This is a genomic window from uncultured Thomasclavelia sp., from assembly GCF_944324745.1.
GTDB lineage: Bacteria > Bacillota_I > Bacilli_A > Erysipelotrichales > Coprobacillaceae > Thomasclavelia.
This window is the reverse complement of sequence record NZ_CALUXO010000020.1, coordinates 1-11236: the sequence shown is the minus strand read 5'-3', so window position 1 is coordinate 11236 and position 11236 is coordinate 1. Positions and strand designations below refer to the sequence as shown.

Here is an 11236-nt window from a genome sequence, read left to right as displayed (position 1 = left end):
AACCGTATGGGTTAATAAACTAAATAAAATTAGGTATATCATAAGTATATTGCAGCTATGGTATACCTTTTTTGTTTTGATAATTTTTTTAAAAAGAAAAAGCCGATGAGCATCGACTTTATCTTATTTGACCATTTCCATAGATAACATATTTTGTTGAAGTCATCTCTTTTAGACCAATTGGTCCTCTAGCATGCAGCTTTTGAGTACTAATACCAACTTCAGCCCCAAAACCAAACTCACCACCATCAGTAAATCTTGTTGAGGCGTTATGATAAACACAGGCAGAATCTAATGAATCAATGAAATAATTAGCTGTTTCTTGATTTTCAGTAACAATTGATTCTGAATGTTTCGTAGAATAATTGTAAATGTGTTCAATTGCTTCATCAATATTTTTAACTACTTTAATATTGCAAATATAATCATCATATTCACTGGCATAGTTAGCATCAGTAGCTAGCTGACCACCTAAATATTGTAAGGCAATTTGATCACCAAAGATTTTGATATTTGTAAATTCTGGTTTTAATAGTGTTAAAAAGTCTTTAGCAATATCTTGATGAACTAAAATAGTCTCAATAGCATTGCAAACTGATGGACGCGATATCTTAGCGTTGACAGCAATTTTTACTGCCATATCCAAATTGGCATCTTTATCGACATATAAATGACAGATTCCAGCTCCAGTTTCAATCACTGGAACCGTAGCATTATTGACGACATGTTGAATCAAACCTGCACCACCGCGTGGGATGATGACATCAACGTAGTCATTGGCAGTGATAACTTCAGTTACGATACTGCGATCATTATTTTCAATTAAGTTGACAACATTTTCAGGTAAAATATTTTTTATAGCTTCATTAATTACTTTGACTAATGCTAGATTGGAATTAATAGCTTCTTTACCACCTTTTAAAACACAAACATTATTAGTTTTAATACAAATTGAAGCAATATCAACAGTTACATTAGGGCGTGATTCATAAACAACGGCTACAACTCCAATTGGAATACGAATTTGTTTGATTACTAAACCATTAGGACGTTTGATTTCCCGGATGACTTCACCAATACAATCAGGTAAATTAGCCACTTTTAATACATCATCAGCAATGCTTTTAACTCTTTGTTCATTTAATAATAATCGATCGATCATAGCATCACTGATACCATTATTTTTAGCATTAGCAATATCTTTTCTATTTTCACCAATAATATAATCAATATTATTTAATAGATTTTGACTAATTGCTTTTAATGCTTTGATCTTAGTATCTTGATCAACAATCTGCATTTTACGACAAGCCTGTTTAGCTAGTTTTAATTGTTCCTCTATCATTTTTTCACCTCATTAACTAAAACTAAATTATTTGCATGAACTACTTCATCATAATCTTTATAATGTAAAACATTTTCTATTTCGCTAGTATTTAATCCCTTAATTAATTTTATTTCATCGCTGGAATAATTCGTCATTCCACGAGCTAATAAATTATTTTGCTGGTCAACGATATCAACTATTTGCGACATTAAAAAATTACCGGTAACATCAATGATCCCTTTTGGCAACAAACTAGTTCTTTTATTAACTAAAGCCTGTTTAGCACCGTTATCAATGATTATTTTTCCTTTAGGCATACTTCGATACATGATCCAATGTTGCCGTGAGCTTAAGTGTCTAACTTTAGAACTGTCAAAATAAGTCCCAACTTCCTGACCATCTAATAAATCAATTAAGACATTAGGGCGATTACCATTAACGATTGCCAGATCACAACCAAATTCATTGCAGATTTTAGCAGCTTTGATTTTAGTAATCATCCCACCAGTTCCCACTTTGCTAGAAGCATCTTTAGCCATATTTTCAATTTCACGAGTTATTCCATTGACGTTGCTGATTAATTTAGCATTTTTATTTAGATGGGGATTGTCATCATATAATCCATCAATATCACTGACAATAATAACTAAATCCCCATTAACAGCAGGAACGATCATCGATGCTAAAGTGTCGTTGTCACCAACTTTGATTTCTTCAACGGCTAATGTATCGTTTTCATTAATGATGGGTACGACATCATAATCGATGATGGCCTGAATGGCATTGTTTAGATTTAATAATCTTTTACGATCATCAAAATCATCATGATTTAATAAAATTTGCGCACATTTTAATTTAAACAAACTAAACATATCTTCATATATTTGCATTAGTGAAGCTTGACCAATAGCTGCTAAAGCCTGCTTTTGAGGAATGGTAGTAGGGCGCGTTTTTAAATTCATAATATGGACACCAGCATTGATGGCCCCGCTACTAACTAAAGTGATATTGATTCCCCTTCTTTTTATATATGCAATTTGTTGGATTAGATTCAAGATTTTTTCTCGATCAATATTTCCATTATCATCACATAAAGATGATGAACCAATCTTGATGATTAGATTCTTGATAGGATTTAAATTTCGCATATAATACCCCCGTAATTATTTTCTTAATTATAATCGTTTTATGACTTTTTAACAACTAATATTTCGGACTTTTATTCAGGGATGAAAAAAGGCACCAGTTTGGTGCCTGTAGATTATTATTTAGTCATCCAGCTGTCATCATTTGGATCTTGTTTCCAAGCTTTAAGTTTTTCCATATCAGCTTCTTTGATATAATTATGTTCTTTAGCAACTTCAATTAAAGTATCATAGTCAGTTAATGTTACAAATTTACAGTTAGCTGCTTCAAAATTTGTTGTTGCTTTAGGTAAACCGTATGTAAAAATAGCAATCATTCCAATAACTTCACATCCAGCTTCTCTTAAGGCTTCAACACATTCAAGTGAGCTGCCACCGGTAGAAATTAAATCTTCAACTACAACTACTTTCATTCCTGGTTTTACGATTCCTTCAATTCGGTTATTACGTCCATGACTTTTTGCACCACCACGAACATAACCCATTGGTAAATCTAAAATATCAGCAGTTAGGGCTGCATGAGCAATTCCAGCTGTTGCTGTTCCCATTAAGCTTTCAGCTTCTGGAAAATTTTCTTGAACTAATTTAGCTAAACCAGTTTCAACATCTTTACGAACTTTAGGATAAGATAGAGTTAAACGGTTATCACAATAAATAGGTGATTTGATGCCACTAGCCCAAGTAAAAGGTTCATCTGGTCTTAAAAATACAGCTTTAATATCTAGTAAATCTTTTGCAATTAATTTTTTCATTGTCATTATCTCCTTTACCCTTGAAAATCTTGATATACTTTTTTGTAAGTTGCATATGGATCTTTAGCTCTAGTAATTGTTCTACCAACAACGATATAGCTTGAAGTCAATTCTCGTGCCATCGCTGGAGTAGTAACGCGTTTTTGATCATTAACGCTATCATCAGCTAATCTAATTCCTGGTGTTACTGTTAAAAATTCAGTTCCTAAATTATCATGAATTATTTTAGATTCTAGTGGTGAACAAACAACACCATCTAAACCAGCTTCTTTAGCATTTGTTGCCCATTTTAAAACGACATTTTCTAATTTTTCATTGATAAGCAATTCATTTTCTAAAACAGCTTGATCTAATGAAGTCAAACAAGTTACGGCAATACATAAAGGTCTTTTATCACCAGTTTTTCCTTCTTCTAATCCTTCGATTGCAGCTTTCATCATTGCAATACTTCCTGAAGCATGAACATTGACCATATCAACATCAAGTTTTGCCAGTTGTTTCATTGCACTTTTTACAGTATTAGGAATATCATGTAATTTTAAATCTAAGAAAATATTGTGTCCCATTTCTTTGATCATTTTAACCATTTCAATTCCTTCACCATAAAATAGTTCCATTCCAATTTTTACATATAGTTTTTCATCACCAAATTTATCTAAGAATTCTTTTACTTCTTCTTTAGTTTGAAAATCTAATGCAATACATATTCTACTTTCTGTCATAACTACCTCCCGTGTTACTAAGATTATATCAAAATATTTTAATTTATCCATTACTTTTAGTTAAGTTATAATTATTTTTTTAAAGCTTGGGATAAATAGCTTTCAAAATATAGCATAAGCATTGTATAATATAATTAAAATAATCAATCAGGAGGTATTTATGAACTTATTAAATGCACTTAAAACCATAAAAATATTTTCCAAACAAGAACCTCTAATACCTTTATCTACTAAATGGGGTGAAAAAGTTGATTATCGACATGTTTTAGATGAATATCCACGACCATATTTAAAACGTGATAGTTTTATGAATTTAAATGGTTTTTGGCAATATTCGATAACCGAAACGAAATGTTTTCCTCAATATTTTCACGAAAAAATCCTGGTTCCTTTTTCACCAGAAGCGCCACTTTCTAAAGTTAATATTCAGTTAAAACCTGGTGAATATTTATGGTATCAAAAATTTATTTTATTGCAGCGTAAAGAAAATAAAAAGACAATTTTACATTTTGGGGCCGTTGATCAAATTGCTGAGATTTATATTAATCAGGAAAATATTTATACCCATGTCGGTGGCTATTTACCATTTGAAATTGATATTACCAAATATGTTCAAGAGGGCATCAATGATATTACTGTTTGTGTTCAAGATAAATCAGAGCATGGTTATCATGCCAAAGGAAAACAACGGTTAAAAAGAGGAGGAATGTATTATACCGCTCAAAGTGGAATCTGGCAAACGGTCTGGATCGAAGAAGTTCCTTTGACGTATATCAAGGATGTAAAAATCGTTCCAGATTTTGATCATAGTCAAATTTTGCTAACTATCTTTTTAAATCAGGCTACTGATGAAAATATCATAATTGAAATTGATGGCCAAGATAAACTTGAAGTATCCAGCTCGAAAAAAGTAATCAATCAGACAATCAAAATTTCTAATAAAATTGCCTGGAGCCCTGAAAATCCCCATTTATATAATATTAAAATTACTACCAGGGACGATGAAGTTACTAGTTATTTTGCAATGCGCTGTTTTACAATTGAAAACGATGAAAATAATATTCCTCGAATTTGTTTAAATCATCAGCCAATTTTTATGAATGGAGTGTTAGATCAAGGTTATTGGCCAGATGGTTTATATACGGCGCCAAGTGATGAAGCGTTAATATATGATATTAAAATGATGAAAGAATTAGGATTTAACACCATTCGAAAACATATAAAAATCGAAGCAGCCAGATGGTATTATCATTGTGATCGTTTAGGAATGATCGTCTGGCAAGATATGGTTAATAGTGGTTTTCGCTATCATCCATTAATAGTCACCTATCTACCAACGGTATTTAAATGCATGCGGAAAAATTTTTCAGATAAACATAAATATTTATTATCAAGATTTGATAAAAATAGTCGTCAGGAATTTATTCGTGAATGCAAAAATACGGTTGATTATTTATCACATTTTCCTTGTATTTCAACTTGGGTATTATTTAATGAAGGTTGGGGTCAATTCGAAACAGCCAAATTAACTGATTATTTAAGACAAGTTGATCCAACTCGTTTAATCGATTCAGCCAGTGGCTGGTTTGATCAAAAATGTGGTGATTTTAGAAGTGAACACCATTATTTTGATAAACCCAAGATCATTGCAGATAAAAGGGCTTTTGTCATTTCAGAATATGGCGGGTTAACTTATCGCGTGAAAGATCATGTCAGCAGTAATCGAATTTATGGTTATCAAAATTATGAAGATATTAATGAGTATCAAAATAATTATCACTTGCTGTTTGAACAGATGATCAAACCATTGATTTATCAGGGGTTATGTGGTGCTATTTATACACAACTGAGTGATATTGAAGATGAGATTAATGGTTTATTGACATATGATCGTAAAGTTTGTAAGTTGAAAAAGGATTCAAATGGACAATAATTTTAAAAGATTATGCAAAATGCATAGTCTTTTTGTTTATAAGAGTAAAAATTTGTTAAATATATATAATTTTGCTATACTAAAAAATTTGATAAATATGCGATTTTATATAAAGGAGAGTAGCGATGAAATCAAAATTATAAGAAGTTAATCTATTGGTGATTATCGATGACGATGAAATTAATCAAGCTATTTAGTGCCATTTTGTTTGAAGTTTTGATACGCGAAATTAGTGGTGTAGCGGTTTTAAAAAGATAAAATAATAGTGGTTTATTAAATAAGATTCCGGTATTTATCATTATCTTAGATTCTAATGATATAAATATGAATGAAGTTCATCAATTAAAAGCTATGGAGATAATACGAAAGCAGTTATTCCTTATTTTGTTTTAAGAAGAGTTCAATCAGTAATTAGGCCAGACAGTATTTAAATAATGTTGCTAAGATGCAAAAAATGAATTCTAGTAAGATTATTCAACTAAATCATGATGATGTTGGTAAAATTAAAATCTCGGATGCAATTTTAAATAAACCTGGCAAATAGACATATAGTATCAAATGCCATCTTAGCAATTAAGCGGATTTGTAGTTAGATATCGAATTTTCGATATCTTTTTTGTTGACAATAGTTAGTCGACTAACTATAATGGTTTGTACACTAACTATTTGGTTAGCGATTTTAAATAAAGGAGGCTAGTATGAGTGAAGTAAGTTTTGATGATGTCGAAAAGATGATCAATAATTTTAAAAGTTTAACAAAATCAATTCATTATCTGATGATTAAAAAGACTGAAGAGATTGGTATTTCTCCCGATCAGGCGAAATTATTATTAACAATTAAAAATCATCAAAACATTAATCAAAATACCCTTGCTAAGAAGTTAAATGTAACTAAAGCAACATTATCAGTCAGGTTACAGCGACTTCAAAAATTAGGCTATATTAATAAGGTTCAAGACGAACACGATAAAAGAAATTATATTATCAGCATTAGTGAAAAAGGTGAAACTTTTTATAATGCGGCTACTGAAATTATCATTGAAAAAACAATGGCAATGTTCAGTGGTGTTTCAAAGGAACAGATGACAGCAATAAATGAAGTCATCGAAACTGTTAAAGAAAATATTAAAAGATGTAAAGGAGAGTAATAATGCTAAAGTTAAAACATTATTTTAAAAAGTTTTGGGCTCCAATTCTACTTTGTGTTGGTTTACTTTTTTTACAATCACAATCAGAATTAGCATTACCCGATTACATGTCAGATATCGTTTCTGTCGGAATTCAGGCAGGAGGATTTGATAGTGCTGTAAGTGATGTTTTAAGTCAGGAAACGTATGATCATTTATTAGTGTTAATTAATGAAGATGATCAAAGTGAATTTAAAAATGCTTATAGTTATGTATCAGCTGATGATCTAGATCAAGATATTCTAGATCAATTTCCAAATATCGAAGATGGGGTTTATCAGCTGCAAGATTTAAGTGATGATGAACTTGATCGTTTAGAAGATATTATGGTTAAGCCGATGTTATTAGTGACATCAATTGATGGTATGGATCCAAGTAGTGAAGAATATCAACAACAATTTGGTCAATTACCTCAAGGAATGACACCATATGATTTAATCGCAATGATGGATGAAGAAACTAAAGAAAATATGTTTAGCGATATTGATGCCCAAATGGAAACTATGGGTGAGTCAACTTTAAAAATTGCAGCTGGAAATGGTGTTAAAGCGGAATATGAAAAATTAGGTTGTGATACTAATCAAGTCCAAACTAATTATATTTTATTATCTGGTGTTAAGATGCTGGCAATTGCATTAGTTGGAACTATTTGTGCGGTAGGTTGTGGTTTTCTAGCTAGTCGTATTGGGGCTGGAGTATCACGGTTACTTAGAAGAGATGTTTTTGAAAAAGTTGAAAGTTTTTCTAATGAAGAGTTTAATAAATTTTCTACCGCTTCTTTAATAACTAGAACTACTAATGATATCACGCAAGTACAGATGGTTGTCGTGATGTTTATACGAATTGTATGTTTTGCGCCAATGATGGGAATTGGGGCTTTGATCAAGGCCTTTAGTAATACTCCTTCAATGACATGGATCATTGGTTTAGTTTTAATTATTATTTTTGGTGTTATTGGAGTAGCTTTTGCAATCGTTATGCCTAAATTTAAGATTGTTCAATCTTTAATTGACCGTTTAAATCTAACAATGAGAGAAAATTTATCTGGAATGTTAGTTATTCGAGCTTTTGGTAATGAAAAGCACAGTGAAGAAAGATTTGAAAAAGCTAATGGTGATTTAACGCGAGTAAATTTATTTGTTAACCGGACAATGGTTTCGTTGATGCCAATTATGATGTTTATTTTTAATGTTGTTACATTATTGATTGTTTATTATGGAGCTAAACAAATTGATTTAGGTAATATCGCAATTGGTCAAATGATGGCCTTTATGCAATATGCAATGCAAATCATCATGTCATTTTTAATGATTGCCGTAATTGCAATCATGTTACCACGTGCCAGTGTTGCTGCTGATCGTGTTTATGAAGTTCTTTCAATGGAACCTAAAATTGTTGATCCAAAAGAACCTAAACAATTTGATGATAGTAAAAAAGGATTAATTGAGTTTAATAATGTTACCTTTAGATATCCAGGAGCTAATGAAGCTGTATTAGAGAATGTTAGTTTCGTAGCTAAACCAGGTGAAACTACAGCGTTTATTGGTTCAACTGGGTCTGGTAAAAGTACTTTGATTAATTTAATTCCTCGGTTTTATGAAGTAAGCGAAGGAAGTATTAAAATTGATGGTGTTGATATTCGTGATGTTAAACAACATGATTTACGAGAAAAAATAGGTTTAGTACCGCAAAAAGGCTTATTGTTTTCTGGTACGATCAGATCAAATTTAACTTATGGAGCACCTGATGCCAGTGATGAAGATCTTGAAAAAGTAATTGAAGTTGCTCAAGCTAAAGAGTTTATTGATCAAAAAGAAGATCGGTTGGACAGTGAGATTTCTCAAGGTGGTACAAACGTCTCTGGTGGTCAAAAGCAACGTCTGGCTATTGCTCGAGCTTTAGCTAAAAATCCTGAAATCTTTATCTTTGATGATAGTTTTTCAGCCTTGGATTTTAAAACTGATGCCAAGTTACGTCATGAGTTAAATAAGATGATTGCTAAAACGAAAAATACGGTTTTAATTGTGGGACAAAGAATTGCTTCAATCATGAATGCCCAACAAATTATTGTTTTAGATCAAGGTAAAATTGTTGGAAAAGGAACTCATGATGAGTTGATGAAAACATGTAAAGTATATCAAGAAATTGCTTATTCACAATTATCAAAGGAGGAATTAGGACATGAGTAATGAAAGTAGAAGAAATGGTCCTAAGTTCAGACCTGGTGGCCATAATCGCCATAATAATGAAAAAGCTAAAGATTTTAAAGGAACGTTAAATAAGTTATTCCGTTATTTACGACCATATTATTTTAAGTTAGTAATTGTTATTATTTTTGCAGCTGCTTCAACAGTATTTTCAATTGTTGGGCCTAAAATCCTAGCAAAAGCAACTGATAAATTAAGTGAAGGTATCATGGCTAAAGTCAGTGGCACTGGTGGTATTGATTTTGAATATATTGGTCAAATTATTTTGATCTTAGTTGTTTTATATTTAATTAGTGCTTTATTTAGTTATATTCAAGGATTTATTACTTCAACAGTGTCTCAAAAAGTTGCTTATGATTTAAGAACGTCAATTTCAATTAAGATGGATAAGATGCCACTTAGTTATTTTGACCGTCACACTAGTGGTGATATTTTAAGTAGGGTTACTAATGATATCGATACAATTGCTCAATCATTAAACCAAAGTATGTCACAGGTAATTACTTCATCAGTAACTGTGGTTGGAATCTTTATTATGATGTTATCGATTTCGCCAATTATGACATTGATTGCCGTTTGTGTTTTACCAGTTTCAATTATTTTAATTGCTTTTGTCATGAAGCATTCACAAAAATATTTTGCTAGACAACAAAGTGCTTTAGGTGATGTCAATGGTCATATTGAAGAAATGTATGGTGGTCATAACGTTGTTAAAGCTTTTAATGGTGAAGAAGCCAGTGTTAAACAGTTCAATGAATATAATGATGTTTTATATGAAAGTGCCTGGAAGTCACAATTTTTCTCAGGTTTGATGCAACCAATTACAGGCTTTGTTGGAAATGTAGGTTATGTCGCTGTTTGTTTACTTGGAGGAATGTTAGCTGGAAATAACACGATTACAATTGGTGATATTCAAGCATTCATTCAATATGTTCGTCAATTTAATCAGCCAATCAGTCAATTAGCGCAAACAATGAATATGCTTCAAAGTACCGCAGCTGCTGCAGAAAGGGTTTTTGAATTCTTAGATGAAGAAGAATTAGAACCGGAAACTCCTAAAGTTACTAAAGAAGAAGTTGCTAATATTGATGGTTCAGTAACTTTTGCCGATGTTAACTTTGGTTATTTAAAAGACCAGACAATCATTCATGATTTTAGTTTACATGTCCATGCCGGACAAACAGTAGCTATCGTAGGACCAACTGGAGCTGGAAAAACAACGATAGTTAAATTGTTGATGCGTTTTTATGAATTAAATAAAGGATCGATCATGGTTGATGGTAAAGATATTCGTGATTTTAGTCGTCATGATTTACGATCATTATTTGGAATGGTTTTACAAGATACTTGGTTGTTTAATGGAACGATCAGAGAAAACTTAGTTTATGGAAAATTAGATGCTACTGATGAAGAAATAAAATATGCTTGTCAGGTTGCTTATGCTGATCATTTCATTCAAACATTAGAAAATGGATATGATACTGTTATTAATGAAGAATCTTCAAATATTTCTCAGGGGCAAAAGCAATTATTAACTATTGCCAGAGCATTCTTGAAAGATCCAAAAATCTTGATCTTAGATGAAGCAACATCATCTGTCGATACCAGAACTGAAGTGTTGATTCAAAAGGGAATGGAAAAATTAATGGAAGGAAGAACTAGCTTTGTAATTGCGCATCGTTTATCAACTATTAGAGATGCCGATACAATTATTGTAATGAATAATGGTGATATTGTTGAATTTGGTAACCATGATTCGTTATTGGCTAAAAATGGTTTTTACGCTTCTTTATATCGTTCACAATTTGAAGGTGGTGAAGAATAAGAAACAGGCAACTGCAATGTCATTAAGTTAAGATGACAATATTTAACCAGGAATTGTATGGAAATATATTTTTCCTGGTTTTTAATATTTACTCAAGCTCAAAAAGTGTAGTCTTGAAACTACATCTGTCAAGGTATA

Annotated in this window: 8 protein-coding genes; 4 read left to right on the top strand and 4 right to left on the bottom strand. The window is 31.5% G+C overall.

Annotated elements, in window-relative coordinates:
• Window positions 1–118: 118 nt before the first annotated feature.
• The 4 genes from Q0K54_RS02195 to pyrF form a co-directional block, all read right to left on the bottom strand.
• A complete protein-coding gene (locus tag Q0K54_RS02195; protein ID WP_294578209.1) occupies window positions 119–1345 on the bottom strand; it encodes a glutamate-5-semialdehyde dehydrogenase in 1227 nt (408 codons plus the stop codon).
• Window positions 1342–2475: a glutamate 5-kinase gene (gene proB, locus Q0K54_RS02190; protein ID WP_294578208.1), complete on the bottom strand. Its 1134-nt coding sequence runs from the start codon at window positions 2473–2475 to the stop codon at window positions 1342–1344. The genes Q0K54_RS02195 and proB overlap by 4 nt, the downstream gene beginning before the upstream one ends.
• A gap of 116 nt (window positions 2476–2591) precedes the next feature.
• Window positions 2592–3224, bottom strand: a complete 633-nt coding sequence (gene pyrE / locus Q0K54_RS02185; protein WP_294578207.1) for an orotate phosphoribosyltransferase — start codon at window positions 3222–3224, stop codon at window positions 2592–2594.
• Window positions 3225–3238: 14 nt separating this feature from the next.
• Entirely contained in the window at window positions 3239–3946 is a 708-nt protein-coding gene (pyrF, locus tag Q0K54_RS02180; protein WP_294578206.1) for an orotidine-5'-phosphate decarboxylase, read from the bottom strand.
• Window positions 3947–4106: 160 nt separating this feature from the next.
• On the opposite strand from pyrF, the gene Q0K54_RS02175 reads away from it, so the two are divergent.
• The 4 genes from Q0K54_RS02175 to Q0K54_RS02160 all read left to right on the top strand — a co-directional run bounded on the left by Q0K54_RS02175 (window position 4107) and on the right by Q0K54_RS02160 (window position 11098).
• Window positions 4107–5879 carry a glycoside hydrolase family 2 protein gene (locus Q0K54_RS02175; protein ID WP_294578205.1) on the top strand — a complete coding sequence of 591 codons (1773 nt, stop codon included), beginning with the start codon at window positions 4107–4109 and terminating at the stop codon, window positions 5877–5879.
• A 698-nt stretch (window positions 5880–6577) separates the two neighbouring features.
• Window positions 6578–7027 carry a MarR family winged helix-turn-helix transcriptional regulator gene (locus Q0K54_RS02170; RefSeq protein WP_294578204.1) on the top strand — a complete coding sequence of 150 codons (450 nt, stop codon included), beginning with the start codon at window positions 6578–6580 and terminating at the stop codon, window positions 7025–7027.
• A gap of 2 nt (window positions 7028–7029) precedes the next feature.
• Window positions 7030–9255: an ABC transporter ATP-binding protein gene (locus Q0K54_RS02165; RefSeq protein ID WP_294578203.1), complete on the top strand. Its 2226-nt coding sequence runs from the start codon at window positions 7030–7032 to the stop codon at window positions 9253–9255.
• Complete coding sequence (locus tag Q0K54_RS02160) at window positions 9248–11098, top strand: ABC transporter ATP-binding protein (protein WP_294578202.1); 1851 nt, start codon at window positions 9248–9250, stop codon at window positions 11096–11098. The genes Q0K54_RS02165 and Q0K54_RS02160 overlap by 8 nt, the downstream gene beginning before the upstream one ends.
• Window positions 11099–11236: the final 138 nt, after the last annotated feature.